Here is a 21133-nt window from a genome sequence, read left to right as displayed (position 1 = left end):
AATGCTAATTCCCACTATATAAGAAACTTGTAGACTAATGGAAAAGAAGTCTTACTGAAGTAAGTAAAATAGCAAGGTTTAAGTGGCATTAAAATTAAAATTATTGGATGAAAAAGTCGTAGAATCAGCAAAAGAAACGCTGAAGAAAGTGCAAAATAACTAAATGCTATAATTGCAGCAAAAAAAAACACAGTATGACAGCTAGGGTAAAAATATTTTACATTATCAAGAACAGCACTAACTTCATGAATGAAGCACCTAAAATTTGGAAGAGAGAAAAATTATTTACTTCCCCTCAATGTTATAGCAGAACTAGGTTGAATCAAAGTCAATTTGAATAAGTTGAAGTGTAGATACAAGGAAACCCTAATCCTAATATTACTATTAAAAAAATGAGGATAAGAATCCAGGAAAAATTTGGCTTGAATGTCAGAAGCCTACAGTACACCATAATATGCAAGAAGTGAAGTTTTCGTATATTATGCCGAGACTAATTTACGATGAACAAGATATGAGGTAGACAAGAGGAGTTTAAAAAGAACTTAATGAGGCTATTGGTAAATATCTTGAACAAGAGTTATTTTTCTTTGGTGAATTGCAGTTAGCACGCATTTGAAGGTTAGTGCTGGTGATTTAAAAAGGACGTTAGAACACAGGTTAAAGTAAAATTAGTTAGATAAAATTTTTACTTCTACAGTGTAGTTAGTCCTAGAAATGAAGAAAGTTCTAGCTTATTTGCACTGGATGTCAACGCTGGTTGTATGAATATATTTCTTGAACAAATGTTGCAATATTTAAGGACAGAAGAAGCCTTTCTTGTCATGAATTGTGTTAGTTAGCATAAGTTAAAAAATTAAGGTACCTAAAAGTATCGAGGTTATATACTACTACTAGACTTGCCCAAGCTCAATTTTATTGAGAGACTTTAGTTGTGTATAAAACAGAACATTTTGCGTAATAAAGTCTGCAATATAACTACTTTGCTTGAGAACGCTTTGTGCAAATTTATTGCCTCTCTTTTTCACTCCGCAATTAAACAGCTCCGCAATGTCACTTATTTGCCCTACTAACAATAAAATTGGTATAATTTGCCCTGTTTTCTATTTGGTTTAGGTTGCGTAAAAAGTCTAATGTCATAATAAAGAAGTTATATTCCCTGCGCTAGCACTTAAACTTATAAACGCTTTTCATGAACTGTGAGATTGTTTTAAGTTAAGGTTAAACCTATTTCCAGCAAGTTGTTTCTACAAGTATAGTGCATTTTAGCGTTATAGTGCTCTAACAACAGGCAGGTCATGTAAATACTAATATCTTTCATACTTAAATTATCATTTTCTTTCTTGTTAAACTTTTTTACTAATGATCTACTTAGGGGCTTATGCTCATTTAGAACTTGCATTGTTAATAGAGTTTCATGTTTTAATTGGCTTAACAAAACAGACATTTGTTCAACTTCTGCCACTACGTTGGCTATAGTTATTGCCATATTAGAGATTATTTTATTTATCTTCTCAATTAAACTTGCCTTGCACTTCACAAAATATTCATCCATTTCCCACGTGAATTTTATTTTTTTTTTAGCAAATAATTTTCAATGTTCGATTTGGTCTGGTTAAAGCTGTGATTGTCCGCTGAAGAAGAGTATGCCTGTTTCATAACTTTGTGTTTGTATATTAAATCATTGGAGCTTTCCTTGAGCAGCAACAATGCTTTCCTACATACATCAGCACCATTCTGATGGACTACTTCAAGCTCTTCTAGGCCAAACATTATTCCATTCATAGAGTTAGCAAAGTCATGAAGCAATCGTCCTGATAATAACTCTGTTATTGACAGTATGTTTTTGATATTCTTGCTCATTGGATAATTATAAATGATTTAAATTACCCTATATTGGTAAACATATAATAGTCAATTAAGAAAAAGTTTTGTTGTACTTTATTATGTCAAGTCATTAATATAGTGTTAATAGTCACAGAACTTATAAAAGGGTCATGAATACTTATGCTAAATCTGGAGTAGATCTTAAATTATATAGTAAACTAATAAAAGAAGTTCAACTTGTTGTTGATGAAAATAAAAGGGAGGAAGTAATTAGCGAGGTGGGTTCATTCTCTGCACTGTTTGATTTTGCTGCGTTAAGTGAGAAATATAATCATCCTGTACTAGTTTCCTCAACTGATGGAGTAGGTACAAAGCTGTTGATAGCACAAGAAATAGGTAAACATGATACTATAGGTATAGATTTAGTTGCAGCGTGCGTGAATGATTTGCTTGTCCAGGGGGCAACACCTTTATTTTTCCTTGATTATTTTGCAACAGGTGCTTTGAACAAAGATGTTCTATTGTCTGTAATTCAGGGTATTACAGAGGGATGTAAACAGGCTAAGATAGCATTGGTTGGTGGAGAAACCGCAGAGATGCCTGGAATGTATGATAATAATCGCTATGACCTTGCAGGATTTGTGGTTGGAGTGGTTGATAAGAGCAAGATTCTTCCTGGTTATGGTTTGATGAAAGCAGGTGATTATATAGTTGGCTTGGAATCAAGTGGAATTCATTCAAATGGACTTTCTTTGGTGCGTCATATTTTTGAAGATTTAGGCATAAGTTACAATGATCCGTCTTGGTGGGATAATCAACTTTGGGGTGAGGTGTTACTCAAGCCAACAAAAGTATATGTTGATTCTTTACTGCCTATTATGTCACAGGTAAAAGGTATTGCACACATCACAGGTGGTGGCTTGGTGGATAATGTTCCACGAATTCTCCCAAAAAATTTGTTTGCAGACATAGACATCAATTCTTGGAAATGGCCAGATATATTTTTGTGGCTGATGGAAGAGGGTAAAGTGGGGAAGAAAGAAATGTTAAGAACATTTAATTGTGGTATTGGTATGATATTAATTTTAGATCCTGAAAATATACAAGGCGTAAAAAATCATTTCCAAAAGCGTGGGGAAAAAATTAAGATCATTGGGAAACTTGATGAGAAATGCAATCCATCATTTGATGGAGTAGTGTTTTAATTAGTATAACTTGATTGATAACCTTTTTGCGATTTCTAGGTATGCTTCCTTTAAGTTTCCTAAATTTAAGCGAAAGACGTCTTTATCTAGTTTTTTGCGTGTATTTTTATCCCATAACCTACAGTTGTCAGGGCTAATCTCATCTGCCAAAGTGATCTTTATATCATCGTTTATTGGTCTGCCAAATTCCAATTTAAGGTCGACTAAATCTATTCCTGCATTAAAAAATAAGTCAATTAGAACTGTGTTGATTTTGAGGGTTGTAGTTTTAATTTTTTTCATTTCTTTATGAGATAGCCAGCTAAAATATAGTACGTGATTTTCATTTACCATTGGATCAGCTAGGCTGTTGTTTTTATAAAAAAACTCGATTATAGGAGATGCAAGCTTCTTACCTTCTTTTATATTGAAGCGCTTGCAAAAACTGCCAGCCGCGATATTTCTTACTACTATTTCAAGAGGTATAATTTTTAGTTTTTTAACTAGCTGTTCTCTTTCACTTAGAGTTTTTATAAAGTGTGTGTTAATTCCTGCTTTCTCAAGTATTTTCATGATAAAGGCGCTAATGCAATTATTAATTTTTCCTTTACCCTCGATAATTTCACATTTTTCTTTATTGAAAGCTGTAACATCATCTTTGAAGTATTGTATGACAGTTAATGGGTCTTTAGTTTCAATAATGAACTTTGCTTTACCTTCATATATTATTTTGTCTGGCAACATGTGTGATTTAACTATATATTATAGGTATTATATCAAATTACTACTTAAGTTTACTACAAATTTATAAAGATGTTCAATGTTATAATATTAACTATATTCCCGGGAATGTTTCCTGGATTTTTAAACTATTCCCTTACTGGAAAAGCATTAGAGAAGAAGATATGGAACCTTGAAGTGATAAATATTCGTTTTTTTGCCAAAGATAAGCATTTGACAGTAGACGATGTTCCGTATGGGGGTGGAGCAGGGATGGTTATGCGCCCTGATGTAGTTGGTGATGCAGTTGATAATGTACTTTCTGCCCATAAGGATACTAGATTTATTTATATGACTCCGTCTGGCACAAAATTTGATCAGAGCATTGCGAAGAAATTGGTAGGATTTTCTCATATAACGATATTATGTGGTCGATTTGAGGGTATTGACCAAAGAGTGATTGATGAGTATACTCCTTATGAGTTAAGTATTGGAGATTATATACTTTCAGGAGGTGAACCAGCTGCGATGGTGGTTCTTGATGCGTGCGTTAGGCTTCTTCCTGGTGTAGTAAGTAATTCTGATAGTATTGTTGAGGAGAGTTTTAGTTATAGAGGTGGTATGCTTGAGTACCCTCAGTATACTAGACCTGAGCGGTGGAGGAAACATAGAGTACCTGAAATTCTGTTATCTGGTAATCACAAAAAAATAGGTGATTGGAGACAGAAGCAGTCTCAAGTTATAACGAAAAGACGTAGGCCTGAATTATTAGATAGAGAGATAAATGACAAATTTACTTGAAAAGTTCAATAAGCAACAAATGCAAGTATTGGCTAAAGAAGTGCCAGAATTTCATCCTGGTGATGATTTGAAGATTACTTTTAAAGTAGTTGACGGTGCAAGTGAGCGTATACAGGTGTTTGAAGGTGTATGTATATCAAAAAGAAATCGAGGATTACATTCTTCTTTTGCAGTTAGAAAAGTAAGTCATGGAGAAAGTATAGTGTCTCAATTTTTTATTTACTCTCCCACATTAGCTTCAGTCCAGGTAACAAGAAGAGGGAAGGTTCGTAGGGCAAAGTTGTACTACCTATGTAAGCTATTTGGAAAAGCTGCAAGGATAAAAGAGCGCGCTACTTACAAAAGCAATAGTTCTAAGTAGGAATGTAGCATGATGTTAATGGTATCATTCCAGCGCATGATATACAACTATAAGAGTATTTTGATATGATACGGCGTTACATAATAAACGATTTCATGAAAGCAGCTGACACTGGAATCCAGCTTTTTATGCAACCTCGTCAAAGGCATTTATTTAGTATAAGATCAGCAACTTTCTATACTCAACAAATTAGTTTACTTGTCTACAAGCAAACTTTCCTGGATTCCAATGTTACGCACTGGAATGATACCGGCAATTGTGTCTTGTGTTTACTCTACCACAATGCGGAAGGTTCGTACAGTTGTGAGTTTGACTGTAGGATTCGGGAAGAAAGAAATGGACTTCAGTATTAGCTTGCATGACGTCATTACACACTTGAGCAACAAAAAAAGGACTGAAAATAAATGGGCATAAAGACAAAATTTCTTAAACTGCTTCAGTCTAGGCGTGTGCATGCTCGTATAAAAAGGAAGAATAAAAAAGATAAAGCGTTATATTTCTGTTCTTTTATAACGCTAATTATTTCGCTTGGCTGCCCTGTGTGTATATTGCTGAGTATATTGATTAACTCTTATAGTGCCTTAACAGTAACAAAAGTTCTATTACCAATTGAAGTAAACACTGATTTTGACTTAGCAAATAACCTTAGCGATTTGCGGTATAAATCTATTAACTTACTAAATGATTCTCTGCAAAAGATATTTGAGGGGACTGATTTCAAGAGTAGTGACGAGATTTTAAGTCGTAATTCTTACAAGGAGCTGGAGAATTTTGTTCGTAGGAAAGTAAAACATAGTGGTAAATACGAAATCTGGTTTACCGCATCAAGTATAACAAATTCAATAAATAAGGGTAAGTATTTTAACAGTCATTATGCTGGGTTGCTTAGTTGGCTAAAAGAACAAGGGAGAGTAGGAAAATTTTTCAATAAATCTTTATTTCTTGAATCTGACTCTCGTGAACCTGAAAATGCAGGAATCTTGGGAGCATTTGTTGGTTCGTTGATGACGATTATAGTATGCTTGGCTTTAGCGTTACCAGTGGGAATTATGTCGGGCATCTGTCTCCACGAATTTATGCCTAGAAATAATATGATAACTAATGTTATAGAGGTTAGCATAAATAACCTTGCTGCAGTGCCTTCAATAATATTTGGTGTAGTAGGCTTAACTCTCTACCTTGAAATATTTGGACTACCACGTTCTTCGCCACTTGTTGGGGGAATGACTCTTTCATTTATAATGTTACCTAATATTATAATTGCAACAAAAAATGCCTTTGCCAATGTTCCTATTACAATAAAAGATGCAGCTTTTGCTCTTGGAGCGCCTCACATTAGGGTGATATTAGATCACTCTTTACCGATTGCTTTACCAAGGATAATACATGGTACTATGCTTGCAGTTGCAAGAGTTTTAGGTGAGTCTTCTCCTTTGCTTGTAATAGGCATGGTAGCGTTTATCGCTGACACACCCAGGTCCTTTTTTGACCCGGCAACTGTTCTGCCTGTACAAATATATATATGGTCAAGTAGTCCTGAAATTGCATTTGTCGAACTTGCTGCTATTGCAATTATAGCCTTGTTGATAATGTTGTTTGCTCTAAATTTGGTAGCAAATTTTGTAAAAAGAAAATTTGAATTTTTTAACTTTTAATTCATGAAGGTTACCGTTTTATCTGGTTATGGCTTAAATTGTGAAAAGGAAACTGCGTTTGCATTTGTAGAATGTGGTAGAAAACTTGGTATCAGCAATATAGAAGTAAGAATCATTCACATTAATGAGATCATAAAAAATCCAGGTGAACTGAGGTTGAGTAATATACTTGCAATCCCAGGGGGTTTTTCCTACGGTGATGACACTGGTGCTGGTAATGCTTTTGCTTTGCGTATTAAGAATAACTTATTAGATACGTTTCAAGAATTTTTATCTCAGGACAAGCTTGTTATAGGAATATGTAACGGTTGTCAGATATTAGTGAAGTTAATCCCGGAGTTTTCTAACCTGGCCTTAATGCGTAATGATATAGGTAATTATCAGTGCCGTTGGATTAAAGTAAAAGTTAGCCCACAAAGTAGTTCTGTTTGGTTGCGTGGCCTAAATGAGTTATATCTTCCTATTGCTCATGGAGAAGGAAAGTTTTTTATGAATCAAGGTGTTTTAGATCAATTGATTGAAAATAATTTAGTTGCACTGCGTTACATCAATAAAGATGGTGATTATGCCAACTTGCAATTTCCTTATAATCCGAGCGGATCTACATATGACCTGGCGGCTTTATCAGATAGAAGTGGCAGAGTGTTAGCTTTAATGCCTCATCCGGAAAGGGGAATATTTTTTACTCAGCAGGACAACTGGCCACTTGAAAAAGAAAAATGCAAGCGCTTGGAGATTGCTATGCTAAAATATGGAGACGGAATGCTTATATTTGAAAATGCACTAAGGTATTTTTGTTAAAATTTAAGGATTTATGGTCGAGATTGAACAAATATTTTCTATTAAATTATTGGCAACCTAAATTATTTTAGCTTAGCGTTGTGCATTTATTTTACTGTGGCACAGGAGATTATATTAATTCTTATTATTAATAGATCAAATGAGTGACATCGCAGAGTTGTTTGATTGTAAGTGAGAAAGAGAGGTAATAAATTTGCACAAAGCACTCTCAAGCAAAGTAACTGTATTATAGACTTTATTGTGAAAATGTTCGTTTTATATACAACCAAAGTCTCTCAATAAAGTTGAGCTCGGATAAGTATAGTGGTACGTATATAATCTCAATATTTTTAGGTACCTTTAAATTTTTGGCTTATGCTAACTAGCACATTCATGGCGAAAAAGGCTCCTCGTGTTCTTAAATATTGTAACATTTGTTCAAGAAATACATTCATAAAATTAGTATTGACATTAGATGCAAACAAACTAAAACTCTCTTCATTTCCAGAACTAACTGCACTGTAGAAATAAAAATTTTTATCTAACTAATTTTACTTTAACCTGTATTCTAATGCCCTTTTTAAACCGCCCGCATCCAACTTTCGAATGTGTGTTAAACCGCAATTTATAAAAGAAAAATAACTCTTATTCAGGATACTTGCCAATAGTTTCATTAAGTTTTTTAAAACTCTTCCTATCTACCTTATCTTGTTTATTGTAAATTAGCCTTGGCGTAATATATGAAAACTTCATTTTTTGCATATTACAGTGTGCTGTAGATTTGCTACATTCAAGTCAAGTTTTTTCTAGGTTCTTATTCTTATTTCTTTAATGGTAATATTAGGGTTTTCTTGTATCAATACTTCAACTTATTCAAATTGACTACAATTCAATTTAGTTTTTCTACGACGTTGAGACGAGTAAGCAACTTTTTTTCTCTTCCAGATTTTAGGTGCTTTATCCATGAAGTTAGTGCTGTTTTTGAAATGCGACATATTTTTGCTACGGCTGTTGTACTGTACTTTTTTGCTACAATTATAGTGTTTGTTTTTTTACAACACATGGTTACTTCGTACTTTCTTCAGTATTTCTTTTGCTAATTCTACAGCTTTTTCATCCAATAGTTTTGATTTCAACGCCATTTAAACCTTGCTATTTTACTTACTTGAGTAAGGATTCTTTTCCATTATTGTCTATCCGTTCCTTATATAGTGAAAATTTGTATTAAGCTGAACGGGTACATCTGCTAGTGATGTAGTAGAGGGGGCAGGAATGGAATATAGCTTATAAAAACTTACGTTTCCTACTTTGCAGAAGATTCATGATATTTTTATAGTGTTTTAAAAAAATTAATATTGCTAAAATTAATAGTGTAAAAAACAAGTCTCTTTGGAGAAAGAAGGATGCTAACACGGCAGCTATAGTAGAAGTTAAAGAAGCAAGAGAGGAGTATCGAAAAGCAAAAAATGCTGCTAACCAAACAAATACAAATGCTAATACTAAAGAGATGTTGAGTGCTATCAAAATTCCTAAAGTTGTTGCAACTCCCTTTCCTCCACTGAACTTTAACCATATAGGAAACATGTGTCCTAAAACTGCTAAAATTGCAGATGCATATACGTAAAAATCACCATCATCGAAAAATTGTTGTGCTATACAAACCGCAATAAATCCTTTTAAAGAGTCCAGAAATAATGCTAAGGCAGCAAGACACTTATTTCCTGTTCTTGCAACATTTGTAGCGCCAATATTTCCTGAACCTACTTCTCTTAAATTTATTCCTTTTATTTTTGTAATAACTAAACTAAATGGTATTGAACCTAGTATGTAGGATAATAAAAAAACTATATATTTTCCCATTATATCCATACTTTCAGTGTTATTCTAGCGTGTGACGTATAAACTGTACGAGTGTTGTGGCTTAAGAATGGTCTTACCAAAGAAAATGTCACCTCAAGATGCTGGAATTACAAATAAGTACACCAGAGAGCTGTATTCCAGTGTTATGCACTGAAATGACGCCAAAGATTAGCATCCTTATTTGTTTTTTTCGTTTAACTGACATTGCACCAAGAACCTAATTGATTTTATTATTTCTTAGCCTTTTTAGATAACATTGAACTTCATCACTAACTTGACTGCTAAACAGTATAAGTGCTGTCATGTTAATAAGAGCCAAACAAGAGAACAGAGTTCCACCGATATTAGCAATAGCCATTATATCTTTAGACAAACCTGAGAAAAATGCAACCACTACTACCATTATGCGGTATATTACAACACTTTTTGCACCAAACAAATATAGCCATCCCATTTCACAACAATATACAAACGAAATTACCGAAGAAAACGCAAACAAAGGCGCAGCTATAGTTAATAGTATAGGAAACCAAGAAGAAACTGTTTCAAACGCTCTTTGGGTAATCAATATTCCTTCGCCAATGCCAGTCTGGTACGCACCTGTTATCACTATTGTTATTCCTGTTAGACAACAAATTAACATTGTATCAAAGCATGGTTCTATCATCGCAACTAGTCCAGTTCTAACTGGCTCCTCATCTCTAACTACTGCGTGAGTAATTGAAGCAGAACCAACACCTGCTTCACTGGCAAAAATTGCCCTTTGAACTCCAGCAACAAATGCACCTGTTATTCCTCCATCAACGGCATTGAGGTCTATCATATTAGAAAATAATATTTTAAATGCATTACCAAGGTTGTGAATATTAAACGTGATTATTGTAACACAACTGAAAATATATATGAGTGACATAACAGGTACTAGTGCAGAAGATACTTTCGCTATCCTTCTAATTCCACCGATAATCACTAAAGCGAGCAACGCAGAGATTATGGAAGATAGAAACCAAGGATGACTATCCACCCAATTTGAATAGCCAGATAACATTGAAACCATTTGATTGGTTTGAAATGCTACACTTCCTCCCAGACCTGATAATACAAAAAATACCGCATATATGGCAGCCAATACAATACCAAGTTTCTTGAATCCAAATTCCTCCAGCCCATTTCTTATGTATTGAAAGGGACCACTAAATAACTGTTCCTGACCTTTTGTTCTGTGCCTGAATGCTAAAGTCACTTCAGCGAATTTTGCTGACATACCAAAAAAGCCTGTAATCATCATCCAAGGTACTGCTCCTGGCCCTCCCATTGAAACTGCAATTGCGACACCAGCAACAGTTCCAAGGCCTACCGTGCTTGAAAGTGCAGTGACAAATGCCTGAAGATGCGTAATGTGACCATTATGATGATCTGCACCATATTTTCCACATAAAATAGCGAACGCATGTTTAAACATCTTTATGTTGAGAAATTTGAAACGCAATGTTAAAAAGATATAACTAAAAGCCACTAGAAGAATTATAAATGGCACGTAGAAAACCTTGAAAAATAACACTTCATTCATGAAGTTGTTTATTTCATTTAACATAGCATCATAGCTCTCATAAAAACCTGAAGTAGCATGCACGTCATTAAACAATAGGCAAAGCAATACTATATAAAGCAATCTATAAATCATGTTTAATACCCTTTAGAATTGTAATAAGAATCTATTGTATTTAAGACTTCCCTTCTCAGTAGATATATTGCAACAGCATTTGGAACCATAAGGCACATAAATAAACTGTTGCCTAGATAAGATGTAAATTCTATATTTTTTGACATACAACTAATATACACCGAAACCGTTATAAGAACTTGAAACAATATCAGTACTTTTTTGTTACCAAATAAGCACAACAAGGCTACTTTGTAATAGTAATAATAAGCTATTATTGTGGAAAATGCAAGGGAAAACATTGTTAGCGGAAGAACTAGCTTGCTGAATAAAGGCAAGATTATTAAAAATACTGAGCTAACCAATGTAATATCACTTACGTTATTAGTGCTATGCATACCAGTGATAATCGTCACAACATCAGTCAAAAATGAGACTGGTATTGTGTCTACAAGTGGTACAATCATTATAACATCACAACTTTAATTGGATCTTTTTCTTTCACAGCTAAATGCGCTATAGCTGCTGTTCCTGTACCACCTCGTTAGCGAAAACTGATCTTCTCACTTCGGCACTAACCCATTTAATACCCCACCTCTTATAGCTGATCTGTTAAAGATATCTTGTAATATTGTAGATAAAACATCCAGCAGATTATTTCTGTTCACACAGATTAGATATACACACATGCCTACATATAACACTATCATAATCGGCACTAAACCTGTTGCAACAAAAGCAATGTGTTTTATTCTTTCCGGTGTTACACTTAAAATAAGTGGTGATATAATGATAGATGCTCTATATTTAAAGAGGTTATTCAACAACACTGCGATTTGATTTGCATGAAATGGTATGTCACCAAAAATCATTGCAATAAGTAACATAATTGCGCAGGTATATGAGAGAAATCTGCCAATTCTTGTAAATTCAATCTTTGCAAGTCTGTACTTCATGTAATAAAAATCACACCAGTTTTATTTTCAGAGCGATAACTGAATGCAAACGCTACTTCAATGAACTTTATTGACACGCCAAAGTATTTCGATAGTTATCATCCAAAAAATTGCACTCGGGTTTCCTGCTGTAATAGCTATTGCAATCTGATATTGTTCCAAGGCCAACCGTTTCTGAGATTGCCGCTACAAACGCTTGGGTATGAGTGATTATGCCGTCGTTATGATTACATTCTAGTTGAATAGTGTTTGTATTCCATGCTTGAATAATCTAAAGTTGGTAAACTTGAGCTGAACTGTACAAAAAACTCCAGTTACAATTACCCGAATGGTTATAAATGAAGTGTAAAATATCTTTAGTACAGGGGTGAATTTAATAATTCACTTATTTTTACAATCATATTGCCACTGCTTTTTATTGCGATCTATGGCTAACGAGTTTTATACGTGTAATATATATAAAGTCCGGTGCTTATTGGAATAGTAAGAGTATACACTATACCTAAAATTGGTAGAGTGATCCAGGGTTTGCTAACAAAGAATACGATAAATACTCCGAAAAGTGATACAAATATATAGGATAGGCTCCTGGGAATATAAATGTACTTTGCAGAGAAAGTTGGAATATGACTGACTGAAAAAAATGAAATAGTCAAAAAGTAACAAGCCGCATTCCTTATGTTAAAAAGTTGTTCTATAAGAAGTAAATACTCATTTTCCTGAGAATGAAAGGTGACAATTATTGGCAACAAAGAAAGTAAAGCACATATTGGTGCTGGAACTCCAGAAAAGAAAAATTTTTCCCAGTCAAGTTGTTCTACGTTTAGCGACACATTAAATCTTGCAAGCCTTATTGAGATGCAGATTACATATATCATCACTAATATCCAACCTATAACTTTAATTTCTTTTAACTTCCAAAAATATAAAAGAAATGCAGGTGCTGCCCCAAAATTTAGAAAATCTGCAAAAGAATCAAGCTGTGCTCCAAAATCACTAGTTGATTTTAGAATTCTGGCTATCCTACCATCCATTCCATCTATAATTGCTGCAATGATAATAAAAATCACTGCAAACTCCCACTGTTCATTAAATGTAAACTTAAGCGAAGTAAGACCAGAGCACAAACCCAATAAAGTTATAAAATTTGGGAATAATTTAGCAATAGGTAGAGATCTACTGTTACTGCTATTGTTGTTCATACAATGTCAAAAGTGAGTTTCTCTTGAGCATTTTCCTTATTTAAGGAAGCTATAATTGTTTCACCACCAACAACAGTTTGCCCTTCTGAAACCCTTATTTCTATATCAGTAGGAACATAAATGTTTACTCTACTGCCAAATCTTATAATTCCAAATCTTTCACCTGCTTTGACGCTTTGAGACACTCTTAAATTACAAACGATACGACGTGCAATTAGTCCAGCTATTTGTTCTACAATAATCTCTTTTCCCTTTGTGTATTCAACCACAATAACCTGCTTTTCATTTTCATTGCCAGATTTATTGTTCATTGCAGACACAAACTTACCTTTTTTATAGTACATTTCCTTTACTATACCAGATATTGGTATGCGATTCACATGCACGTTCAAAATGCTCAAGAATATGCTAATAAGAATAAATTTTTTTTCCTCTCCATTGTCTGTTGACAAAGGGTAATTAACTTCTTCAATTTTTGAAATTACACCATCGGCAGGACTTAGTATAAGATCCTTGTTGCCTGGCACAACCCTTGCTGGATCACGAAAGAAATAAGTGCACAATAATGTTGGAAACAAGCATGTAACACCAAACCCCCAAGATATAGAGAATGCTATGCATGTCACTATAAAAGAAACTACTATAAACAAATAACCACCCCTATTTATACTAGGTAAACTAAAACACATAATCTTGTTAACAATAATCTATTATTAACAACTTATCATCTATCGCTCTTCATGAAAAGCTTTTTTTAAAGTGCATGCTGCTTTAACAAAATTCTTTTGGTACAAAGATAACATTACAAATTTCCATATTATAGTTAAACGATTTGATGAATTATTATTCCATAATGGAATTTATGCTAAACTGCAGCGATATGACAAATGCACTACAACAGCTCACCAGACATAAGTTTTAGCTAAAATTAGAAAATTGCTTCTTCTAAAAGCTGCCAGCTTTCCGTCTCTATTGTGATAAAATCATCGCTATTTCCAAGTAAATCTCTGATTTTTGCTTCTACTTCATTTGTAACTTCCTTGTTTGCTTTGAAATAGTTTTTTACATTCTCTCTTTCTTGTCCAAGGCGTGTGTTGTTATGCTAATAATAAGCACCAGCTTTTTCAAGGACACCAAATTTTACTCCTATATCTATTATTTCTCCAAGTTTCGATATGCTTATGTTATGTATTATATCAAATTTTGCTTCTCTAAACGGAGAGACAATCTTATTTTTACAACTTTAACTCTTGTTTCATTGCCTGTAATATTCTCTTTACTTTTTGTTGTACTAACCCTTTCTTATATCAAGTCTTACAGAAGTATAGAATTTTAATGTATTCCCACCCGTGGTAGTTTTATGGTTTCCTATGCCATTCCTATCTTTACACGAATTTGATTGATAAATATCAGTATACAGTTCGCTTTTCAACTGTGGAGGTGAGCTTTCGCAGCCTATGACTTGAAAGCTTTGCTTGTAATCCCATGTACTGATCGCCTATATCTCTTTAATTTTAGCTATTGGAGTTAATTCTGCCAGAATCAGCAACTATTACATTAACTGCTCTAAAACACGCTAGATACTCAACGATATGCAAAGCCTACTTTCTAGCGTTAAGTTGCGAGGTTACCAAGCAACCGGCATTTGCTCCAAATTTACAACATACATGACATTCAATACATGTTCTACATTGATAAATGCACATAAGCCCCTCTTTTTTCTGCGCTTTAGCAATTACATGCAAAGCAAAAGTGGTCTTGCCAGAACCTTCTGGAACAAATATTTCAACTATACGTCCTTTGAGCAATCCCCCAATATCCAGGGCTGAATCAAGTGCAATTGATCCTATAAATGCCGTATCTATATTTCTCTACATGATTTGCTTTAGCTTCATTATTGCACTTTTACTGAATGCTTTTTCAATTTGGCTTATTGTGTTATCTAGCGCTTTTTACCCATCATTACTTTTTTCTTTTGGCTTGCTATAGATTATTTGTAGATTCATATCATTTCTATGGTAATCGAAAACGTGAAAAATCTGCCAGGGATTTTTTAGTGCTTGTATATTATTTGGTAAAAAAATTAATATTTTGAGGAGATAAGCTATATGACTTAAAAGATATGGCACATACTATTTCAAATGCAGGACCTTGTAGCACAACTGACTTTGTTAATTATATACTAAATTATGTTAAGATAGAAGATTAGATAAACTTTGCAGTGCGATACAAAATAACAATAGAATATAATGGCAGTAGTTTTTCTGGTTGGCAGAAGCAGCAACATTCTGCTAACTCAATTCAAGAGACCATAGAAAATGCTATATTTAATTTTAGTGGTGAGAAAGTTACTCTGCACTGTAGCGGCAGAACTGACGCAGGGGTTCACGCTTTAGGACAAGTTGCTCATTTCGATATGGAAAGAAAATTTGAGCTTTATAGAATAAGAAATGCCATAAATTATCACTTAAAATCAATTCCTATAGTTGTGCTGAATACAGAAGCTGTGGATGATACATTTCACTCGCGATTTTCAGCAAAAAAAAGATACTACGAATACAGAATAATTAATCGCTACGCTCCTGCAGTTCTGGAAGCAGGTTATGCATGGCAAGTGTTTAATCCGCTTGATGTAGACATTATGCGTGAAGCTGCTAAACACCTGCTTGGAAAACATAATCTTTCAAGTTTCCGCTCAAAAGATTGCCAAGCTACAAATCCAATAAGAACGATTGATGGTATCGATATAGTGCAGAATGGGAGTTATATATATATCAAAATATCTGCTATTTCTTTTTTACATAACCAAGTGAGGATCATTGTAGGGACTTTAGTTGAATTTGGAAAAAATAGAACCAATCCACAAGAAATGCTAAGTATATTAAACCAGTGCAAGAGAAATGCTGCTGGAGTTACTGCACCACCTTTTGGTTTATATTTGGCAAAGATAGATTACTAGTTAATAGCTTAGGTCCTCACTGGCATCACTATATATAATGCATTTGGATCATTTTCATCAGTAATAACTGTAGCACTATTATTATCTGATAAGCTAAACTTACATTTGCTTTTTATACAGGATAAAACATCAAGTAAATAGCGTGAATTAAAACCTATTTCTATAGATGCTCCATTGTAGTCTACCTCTATAAATTCAGTTGCATCATTGCATTCTTGAGAGTTTGAGTGTAAAGTTAATAACCTTTTTTGTAATGAAAGCTTAATAGATTTTATTCTGTCAGATACAACAACGGAAACTCGATCTATAGCGCTAGCAAGTTTGCTGCTTTCAACAACTATTTGTTTATCTTGAGATGCTGGAATAACGCCTTTATAATTTGGAAAAGCCCCATCTATTAGTTTTGATATTATAATATACTCACCACATGTAAATTTGATTTTTCTATCTGAAAGTTTTATATTAATTTCATTACAATCATCCAGTACTTTTAACAGTTCCATGACAGTTTTGCGCGGTATGATTACACCAAACTCGCCATTGATATTTTGAGGTTTTGGCCTCTTTACACACGATAAACGGTGACCATCGGTTGCAACACAATATAGAAATTGCTTATCTGTATGTAAATATATTCCATTCAAGTTATATCTTATATCGTCTAGCGATACAGCAAATTTTGTTTTAGTTAATAAGTCTATTAAGTCTGTATTCAGTAGAGTGAAATCATACTTATAATCGCCTTCTTCAAGAACAAAAAAATTGTTTGGAACTACGTTTGGTAAAGAGAAGTTTGCATTTCCACAAGATATCAATAACTTCCCTTGGTCATTTATTTTAAAATTAACATCCAAATCAGCTGGCAACTTCTTTACTATATCGTGTAAAGTATGTGCTGAAACTTTTACTTCTCCTTCTGTTGATACATCCGCGGCAAGTGAAGCAAATATTGAAATATCAAGATCAGTAGCCATTAATTTTATGTTGCTATGTTGTGCTTTGATGTTCATACATGCTAAAATGTCTATCGCATTGCGTCTTTCGACCACTCCACTTACTCTGGATAGCGTCTTTAAAAGATTTGTACGGCTTACGCTGAAATGCATTTGCCTACATGCAGAACTTTGTTTTTTGACTTCTACACCTGCAACCTCTGACATTATTGATTCTTAAAAATATATTTCAAATGATATCAATATTCTACGTAAAGTAAAGTGCTTATTTATGTTTCTACCGGAGGAGTAATTTTTTACACTGTGGCTTAGCTTGAAATTACAACATTTCTACTTTGCGTGGCATAAATCATGCATTTTTTGGTACGCCTTTTGAAACCCAAGTAGAGAATAAGTATCGTCAATAGTTGCTACTTTTATTCTCCCACTAACCACCATTGATAACCCCTGCTTCATTTTTAGAATTAGATCTCGATCTATTTTTAGATGCTCTGTCCACGCAAGATCTCCTTGTATTATGGGCAATGTATATTTTATTTTTTTATCGATATTGAGAACTACAGGCTCCTTACCATACTGAAAACCAGAAGCAACACTCACCTCATCTGCTTTTTTACTGACATAGCTGACCATTATATATGGCTTGCGGTCAGTTGTATAATGTTCGCTCTTTTTCTTAGGGTAGGACACGATATAACATACTTTCTCTCCATCTTCCAATGCAGTATACACGAGCCAATCTCTATATTTTTCCTTCAATTGTACATCATTGACTGATGCAAGAGCACTTACTGAAAAAAATATTAGAAATACAAAAAAACTACACACGCAAGCTAAATTTCAAACTTTCCGACTGTATATGTTGTTTCACCTTACCCATCGCTTGTTCGGCTAGTTGCCTTATTCTTTCTCTTGAAACACAATATTTTTTACTAAGCTCATCTAGAGTTTGAGCGTTCTCAGACAAATACCTGCTAATAAAAATGTTTCTCGATCTTTCGTTAAGGTTTGCTAGTGCATTGCTTAAAATTGTTTCTTTTAATTCTTTCTCTTCACGATTCTGGTAGGTTACTTCTTGATTGACCGAGTTACATGGGATCGTGTCTTGTAGCTCTTTTTTAGAGTCACTACCTATTTTTATGCAATTATTTAGTGACTGATCCTTACAAGCTAAACGGTAATTCATTTGTATAACATCCCCTTCAGATACAGAGAGTTCATTAGATATTGCTTTTATTTCTTCATTATTTAAAGTTTCCCTATTTGTATACTGCAAAATTCTTTTTTTTATTTTACGCAAACTAAAAAATAATCTCCTTTGTGCTTGCGTTGTACCTATTTTTACAAATGACCAAGATTTCAATATAAAGTCTTTTATTGAAGCTTCAATCCACCACACCGCGTAAGTTGAAAAACGAAACCCTAAATCAGGATTAAACTTTTTCACTGCATGCATTAAACCCATATTTCCTTCCATAATTAGGTCCATCAACAATAGCCCATAGTTTTTGAATTTCATTGCAATTTTTACTACCAAATTTAAATGGCTGGTAATCAACTTATGAGCAGAAGAAATATCCTCGCACTGGTTCCAACTTTTCGCTAACCGTATCTCTTCCTCTTGAGACAGCATAGGAAATTTTTGTACTTCAGCAATATACTGTATGAGATTAGTGCTACTATTAATACATAGATTCACCGTTGAGGTTAACATAATAACTTAAATTAAAACTTCATACATGCAATATATTGACTTTTCAGCAAAAATTCAAGCTTTAATTTAGAGGAAGCATAACTTATTGTATATCCATCAGTATGTAATGCAAAACAGCCTACATAATAAATGGTGTCATTCCAGTGCTTAAGAGACACTGGAATCCACATTTCTTCCCTTTAGATCCCACAGTATCAACTATTTGAATACAGGCTAGGATATAATAAGAGACAACTAGGGTAGATTAGAAATTAAACGCTATTCCAGCTTCTGCACCAATAGTGCTGTAAAGAACTTTATATGCACCTGCAGTAACTTTTGTTTCTTTGTCTTCTATTTTTTTATCCTCACTGGCTTTTTTGTTTACTGTTTCACTTTTATCAAAACTAGCGCCATAAGAACCAAAATAACGAGCTCCAGCAAAAAGTTTAATTTCTGGAGTTACATTATAGCTAACACCAGCTTTCGCCTGGTAAGCAAAACCAAACCCACGTTTTTGATCAGCAACAACTTGTGCCTTTGCAGGGTTGCTGACATATGCTGCACCAAGACCAACACTAATATATGGAATAATAGGCATATCTTCAATTGCTATATCGTAATACACATTAACTAACCCTGAAATTGCTGTTAAGTCATCTACAATATCTGGAGTAGGAGCTCGTGAGAGAGTATCTTTACCTAATTGTGAATAAAGCCCTTCAATGTCCACTCTAATATCATCCATTTTATAACCAAATGCGCCACCTCCAGCCATGAAAGAAGGCTTATAAAGGTCGTTAGTATCTTTACTATCCTTTTGAGCTCCTATAATACCATCAACCTTTGTATTTAAAGGTGAAAATTCACCATTGTACTGCAAGCGAATGTAGTAACTAGTTTCCTCATCAGCTATTGGGCCAACAAGGTCTGAAAAAGCAGAGTTTGATAAACTTAGCAACGTCACTAAAGCGGTTGCTGAAAAAAACTTTTTGTAATACATAATTGCCCTCGTTAAAAAAAATTAAAATTCCACTTTAGTAATTTAAGTAAAAACTAAAGCCAAGTCAAGTACTAACTTAATAACACAAAATGTTTGACACTTAAACTAATTTTTGTGGAAGGGTAAAGATTTTACTAATGAAAAGACTGAATCTATCCGAACATTGCAATATTAGAGAAGATAAGAATGTAAAAACTACTTGACAAACCTTGCTAACCCCTTTACCCTATAAAATTTAAAAGGGTATTTTATTAAAACTTATCTTTAATCTTATAAGTTTAGGTGGCAAAAGTACAGTATTAAACTAGGCGTGTTATGTTTGGTTTTCCTTATATGGATATCTCATGTCTTTATTAGCTGAACCTCGCTCACGATGTAAAAGAAAACCAGGCGCCAAGTTTTTGAGGGAATAAACAGCAAATAACTCACATCGCGTGGTTCCTTTTGTCTTTTTTCAATAATCTTATTTATAAAAAATTACTTGACAAGCTTTTGCACTCTCTTTAAAACCATAGCCATATGATTATTTGTAATCCCAGGTTCGGCTACTTGTTAAGCGTATATGGCACTAACTCTAAGTTCCTAAGAGAGTTATTGACTAAGGTTTTTTTGCCTTTTTTTCTCCTAAATATTAGTCCCCACTGTATTAAGAAACGGATTTCCAATAATGAAAAAGAAGCCTTGCTGAAGTAAGTAAAATAGCGAGGTTTAAGTGGCATTGAAATCAAAGTTATTAGGTGGAAAAATCGGGAAATCAGCAAAGGGAATGCTGGAGAAGATATGAAATAATGTATATGTTACAAAAAAACTAAATGCTGTAACTGCAGCAAAAAAGCACATATAATAGCCGTGGTAAAAATATGTTGCATTTCAAGAACAGCATTGACTACAGAATAAAGCACTTAAAACCTGAAAAAGGAGAAAAATTGTTTGCTCTCCCCTTCAATATTATAGAAAAACTGGATTGAATCAGAGTCAATTTAAATAAGTTGAGGTATGGATACAAGAAAACCCTAATATTACTAAATAATAATCTAGGAGAAATTTAGCTTAAATGTCAGCAAGTTTACAGCATGCTGTAATATGTAAAAAATGAGATTTTTGCATACTACGCCAAAACCAATTTACAATGAACAAGATAAAGTGGACAGGAAGAGTTTTAAAAAAACTTAATAAAACTATTGTAAACATTCTAGACAAGGGTTATTCATCTTTGATGAGTCGCATTGGCATGCATTCAAAGTTGGATACGGTTAGTTTAAAAGAGCATTAGAACACAGGTTTAAAGTGAAATTAGGTGGCAAAATTTTTATCTCTATAGTGCAGTTAATTCTAGAAATAGAGGGAGTTCTAGCTTATTTACACCAAATGTTTAATACTGATTGTGTGAATATATTGCTTAGACAAATGTTATAATAAACACGAGAAGCCTTTCTTGATCATGTATTGTGCTAGTTAGCATAAATCAGAAAATTTAAAGGTACCTAAAAGTATCGAGATTATATACCTACCACTATCC

General features: G+C 33.7%; 20 protein-coding genes and 4 pseudogenes. 8 read left to right on the top strand and 16 right to left on the bottom strand.

Annotation, left to right across the window (positions count from 1 at the left end):
* Positions 1-82 precede the first annotated feature (82 nt).
* A pseudogene (locus GO684_RS06030) lies at positions 83-1070 on the top strand (IS630 family transposase).
* Positions 1071-1207: 137 nt separating this feature from the next.
* Here the strand turns inward: GO684_RS06030 and GO684_RS03255 are convergent.
* On the bottom strand, positions 1208-1552 hold the full coding sequence (locus GO684_RS03255; protein ID WP_246228212.1) for a hypothetical protein: 345 nt from the start codon (positions 1550-1552) through the stop codon (positions 1208-1210).
* 14 nt (positions 1553-1566) lie between these two features.
* The gene (locus GO684_RS03250) at positions 1567-1860 is read right to left on the bottom strand and encodes a hypothetical protein (RefSeq protein ID WP_175938871.1); all 294 of its coding nucleotides are present in this window, start codon (positions 1858-1860) and stop codon (positions 1567-1569) included.
* A gap of 134 nt (positions 1861-1994) precedes the next feature.
* Between GO684_RS03250 and purM the strand changes: the two genes are divergently transcribed.
* A complete protein-coding gene (purM, locus tag GO684_RS03245) occupies positions 1995-3029 on the top strand; it encodes a phosphoribosylformylglycinamidine cyclo-ligase (protein WP_175938869.1) in 1035 nt (344 codons plus the stop codon).
* Here purM and purC read toward each other — a convergent pair whose 3' ends face one another.
* Complete coding sequence (gene purC, locus GO684_RS03240; protein WP_175938867.1) at positions 3030-3752, bottom strand: phosphoribosylaminoimidazolesuccinocarboxamide synthase; 723 nt, start codon at positions 3750-3752, stop codon at positions 3030-3032.
* A 69-nt stretch (positions 3753-3821) separates the two neighbouring features.
* Here purC and trmD point away from each other — a divergent pair, with 69 nt between their 5' ends.
* The 4 genes from trmD to GO684_RS03220 all read left to right on the top strand — a co-directional run bounded on the left by trmD (position 3822) and on the right by GO684_RS03220 (position 7346).
* On the top strand, positions 3822-4529 hold the full coding sequence (gene trmD, locus GO684_RS03235) for a tRNA (guanosine(37)-N1)-methyltransferase TrmD (RefSeq protein ID WP_175938865.1): 708 nt from the start codon (positions 3822-3824) through the stop codon (positions 4527-4529).
* Complete coding sequence (gene rplS / locus GO684_RS03230; RefSeq protein ID WP_175938863.1) at positions 4513-4890, top strand: 50S ribosomal protein L19; 378 nt, start codon at positions 4513-4515, stop codon at positions 4888-4890. Before trmD ends, rplS begins: the two co-directional genes overlap by 17 nt.
* A 404-nt stretch (positions 4891-5294) precedes the next feature.
* Positions 5295-6545 (top strand): PstA family ABC transporter permease, encoded by a 1251-nt coding sequence (locus GO684_RS03225; protein WP_175938861.1) that lies wholly within the window; start codon positions 5295-5297, stop codon positions 6543-6545.
* A 3-nt stretch (positions 6546-6548) separates the two neighbouring features.
* Complete coding sequence (locus GO684_RS03220; protein ID WP_175938859.1) at positions 6549-7346, top strand: phosphoribosylformylglycinamidine synthase subunit PurQ; 798 nt, start codon at positions 6549-6551, stop codon at positions 7344-7346.
* A 127-nt stretch (positions 7347-7473) separates the two neighbouring features.
* On the opposite strand, the pseudogene GO684_RS03215 reads toward GO684_RS03220, so the two are convergent.
* From GO684_RS03215 to GO684_RS05795, 9 genes and pseudogenes are all read right to left on the bottom strand, one after another.
* Positions 7474-8467, bottom strand: a pseudogene (locus tag GO684_RS03215) (IS630 family transposase).
* A gap of 142 nt (positions 8468-8609) precedes the next feature.
* Entirely contained in the window at positions 8610-9185 is a 576-nt protein-coding gene (plsY, locus tag GO684_RS03210; protein ID WP_175938857.1) for a glycerol-3-phosphate 1-O-acyltransferase PlsY, read from the bottom strand.
* Positions 9186-9402: 217 nt separating this feature from the next.
* Positions 9403-10869 carry an alanine/glycine:cation symporter family protein gene (locus GO684_RS03205; protein ID WP_175938855.1) on the bottom strand — a complete coding sequence of 489 codons (1467 nt, stop codon included), beginning with the start codon at positions 10867-10869 and terminating at the stop codon, positions 9403-9405.
* A 2-nt stretch (positions 10870-10871) separates the two neighbouring features.
* Positions 10872-11804 (bottom strand): annotated as a pseudogene (locus tag GO684_RS03200) (alanine:cation symporter family protein).
* 431 nt (positions 11805-12235) lie between these two features.
* Positions 12236-13006, bottom strand: a complete 771-nt coding sequence (locus tag GO684_RS03195; RefSeq protein ID WP_175938852.1) for a CDP-alcohol phosphatidyltransferase family protein — start codon at positions 13004-13006, stop codon at positions 12236-12238.
* Complete coding sequence (locus GO684_RS03190; RefSeq protein WP_175938851.1) at positions 13003-13695, bottom strand: phosphatidylserine decarboxylase; 693 nt, start codon at positions 13693-13695, stop codon at positions 13003-13005. Before GO684_RS03190 ends, GO684_RS03195 begins: the two co-directional genes overlap by 4 nt.
* Before the next feature lie 239 nt (positions 13696-13934).
* A pseudogene (locus GO684_RS05800) lies at positions 13935-14057 on the bottom strand (recombinase RecA); the annotation flags it as partial.
* A 240-nt stretch (positions 14058-14297) separates the two neighbouring features.
* Positions 14298-14438 carry a DNA recombination/repair protein RecA gene (locus GO684_RS05600; RefSeq protein WP_255419656.1) on the bottom strand — a complete coding sequence of 47 codons (141 nt, stop codon included), beginning with the start codon at positions 14436-14438 and terminating at the stop codon, positions 14298-14300.
* Between the two features lie 169 nt (positions 14439-14607).
* On the bottom strand, positions 14608-14814 hold the full coding sequence (locus tag GO684_RS05795; protein WP_369408525.1) for a hypothetical protein: 207 nt from the start codon (positions 14812-14814) through the stop codon (positions 14608-14610).
* A 413-nt stretch (positions 14815-15227) separates the two neighbouring features.
* On the opposite strand from GO684_RS05795, the gene truA reads away from it, so the two are divergent.
* Positions 15228-15965, top strand: a complete 738-nt coding sequence (gene truA / locus GO684_RS03180; protein ID WP_175938849.1) for a tRNA pseudouridine(38-40) synthase TruA — start codon at positions 15228-15230, stop codon at positions 15963-15965.
* An 8-nt stretch (positions 15966-15973) separates the two neighbouring features.
* Here the strand turns inward: truA and dnaN are convergent, their stop codons facing one another.
* The 4 genes from dnaN to GO684_RS03160 form a co-directional block, all read right to left on the bottom strand.
* Positions 15974-17125 carry a DNA polymerase III subunit beta gene (dnaN, locus tag GO684_RS03175; protein WP_175938847.1) on the bottom strand — a complete coding sequence of 384 codons (1152 nt, stop codon included), beginning with the start codon at positions 17123-17125 and terminating at the stop codon, positions 15974-15976.
* 123 nt (positions 17126-17248) lie between these two features.
* The gene (locus tag GO684_RS03170) at positions 17249-17746 is read right to left on the bottom strand and encodes an invasion associated locus B family protein (protein WP_175938845.1); all 498 of its coding nucleotides are present in this window, start codon (positions 17744-17746) and stop codon (positions 17249-17251) included.
* Positions 17739-18632 (bottom strand): RNA polymerase factor sigma-32, encoded by an 894-nt coding sequence (locus tag GO684_RS03165; RefSeq protein ID WP_175938843.1) that lies wholly within the window; start codon positions 18630-18632, stop codon positions 17739-17741. The genes GO684_RS03170 and GO684_RS03165 overlap by 8 nt, the downstream gene beginning before the upstream one ends.
* Positions 18633-18876: 244 nt before the next feature.
* Entirely contained in the window at positions 18877-19614 is a 738-nt protein-coding gene (locus tag GO684_RS03160) for a P44/Msp2 family outer membrane protein (protein ID WP_175938841.1), read from the bottom strand.
* A 1129-nt stretch (positions 19615-20743) separates the two neighbouring features.
* Between GO684_RS03160 and GO684_RS03155 the strand changes: the two genes are divergently transcribed.
* Positions 20744-20887 (top strand): hypothetical protein, encoded by a 144-nt coding sequence (locus GO684_RS03155; RefSeq protein WP_175938839.1) that lies wholly within the window; start codon positions 20744-20746, stop codon positions 20885-20887.
* Positions 20888-21133: the final 246 nt, after the last annotated feature.

Source organism: Wolbachia endosymbiont of Litomosoides brasiliensis (assembly GCF_013366805.1).
Lineage (GTDB): Bacteria > Pseudomonadota > Alphaproteobacteria > Rickettsiales > Anaplasmataceae > Wolbachia.
The sequence above is the reverse complement of the archived record's forward strand: the minus strand, read 5'-3'. Positions and strand labels throughout refer to the sequence as shown.

What these genes read in the sequence shown, in the direction of transcription:
- GO684_RS03255 (WP_246228212.1), bottom strand. Translation starts at nt 1,552, where the DNA reads ATGGATGAATATTTTGTGAAGTGCAAGGCAAGTTTAATTGAGAAGATA.
- GO684_RS03250 (WP_175938871.1), bottom strand. Translation starts at nt 1,860, where the DNA reads ATGAGCAAGAATATCAAAAACATACTGTCAATAACAGAGTTATTATCA.
- purM (WP_175938869.1), top strand. Translation starts at nt 1,995, where the DNA reads ATGAATACTTATGCTAAATCTGGAGTAGATCTTAAATTATATAGTAAA.
- purC (WP_175938867.1), bottom strand. Translation starts at nt 3,752, where the DNA reads ATGTTGCCAGACAAAATAATATATGAAGGTAAAGCAAAGTTCATTATT.
- trmD (WP_175938865.1), top strand. Translation starts at nt 3,822, where the DNA reads ATGTTCAATGTTATAATATTAACTATATTCCCGGGAATGTTTCCTGGA.
- rplS (WP_175938863.1), top strand. Translation starts at nt 4,513, where the DNA reads ATGACAAATTTACTTGAAAAGTTCAATAAGCAACAAATGCAAGTATTG.
- GO684_RS03225 (WP_175938861.1), top strand. Translation starts at nt 5,295, where the DNA reads ATGGGCATAAAGACAAAATTTCTTAAACTGCTTCAGTCTAGGCGTGTG.
- GO684_RS03220 (WP_175938859.1), top strand. Translation starts at nt 6,549, where the DNA reads ATGAAGGTTACCGTTTTATCTGGTTATGGCTTAAATTGTGAAAAGGAA.
- plsY (WP_175938857.1), bottom strand. Translation starts at nt 9,185, where the DNA reads ATGGGAAAATATATAGTTTTTTTATTATCCTACATACTAGGTTCAATA.
- GO684_RS03205 (WP_175938855.1), bottom strand. Translation starts at nt 10,869, where the DNA reads ATGATTTATAGATTGCTTTATATAGTATTGCTTTGCCTATTGTTTAAT.
- GO684_RS03195 (WP_175938852.1), bottom strand. Translation starts at nt 13,006, where the DNA reads ATGAACAACAATAGCAGTAACAGTAGATCTCTACCTATTGCTAAATTA.
- GO684_RS03190 (WP_175938851.1), bottom strand. Translation starts at nt 13,695, where the DNA reads ATGTGTTTTAGTTTACCTAGTATAAATAGGGGTGGTTATTTGTTTATA.
- dnaN (WP_175938847.1), bottom strand. Translation starts at nt 17,125, where the DNA reads ATGTCAGAGGTTGCAGGTGTAGAAGTCAAAAAACAAAGTTCTGCATGT.
- GO684_RS03165 (WP_175938843.1), bottom strand. Translation starts at nt 18,632, where the DNA reads ATGTTAACCTCAACGGTGAATCTATGTATTAATAGTAGCACTAATCTC.
- GO684_RS03160 (WP_175938841.1), bottom strand. Translation starts at nt 19,614, where the DNA reads ATGTATTACAAAAAGTTTTTTTCAGCAACCGCTTTAGTGACGTTGCTA.
- GO684_RS03155 (WP_175938839.1), top strand. Translation starts at nt 20,744, where the DNA reads ATGAACAAGATAAAGTGGACAGGAAGAGTTTTAAAAAAACTTAATAAA.